Source organism: Pseudoalteromonas sp. BMB, from assembly GCF_001709235.1.
Classification (GTDB): Bacteria; Pseudomonadota; Gammaproteobacteria; order Enterobacterales; family Alteromonadaceae; genus Pseudoalteromonas; species Pseudoalteromonas maricaloris.
Window position 1 is genome coordinate 1 of the sequence record NZ_MBQA01000056.1, and the last position, 307, is coordinate 307.

The following is a 307-nucleotide window of genomic DNA, read 5'->3' on the forward strand; positions in this document are numbered from 1 at the left end:
CGCAAAAGTGGTGCCGCCTGAAGCGATGGAAAACGCCCCTGCCAGCCTGCATTCGCTGGATGTGAAATCGCGTGATATGCGCGGGCAGAAATATGTCTTGCAGGTGGCACCGGAAGATTGCACCGGTTGTAACCTGTGCGTCGAAGTTTGCCCGGCGAAAGACCGTCAGAATCCAGAGATTAAAGCCATCAATATGATGTCTCGCCTGGAACATGTCGAAGAAGAGAAAATCAATTACGATTTCTTCCTCAACCTGCCAGAAATCGACCGTAGCAAACTGGAACGTATTGATATTCGTACATCGCAG

At 50.2% G+C, this 307-nt stretch carries 1 protein-coding gene; it reads left to right on the top strand.

Annotation, left to right across the window (positions count from 1 at the left end; all coding sequences use genetic code 11):
• On the top strand, window positions 1–307 hold a 307-nt coding region (locus tag BB427_RS03905; protein ID WP_139119015.1), incomplete at both ends, for a 4Fe-4S dicluster domain-containing protein.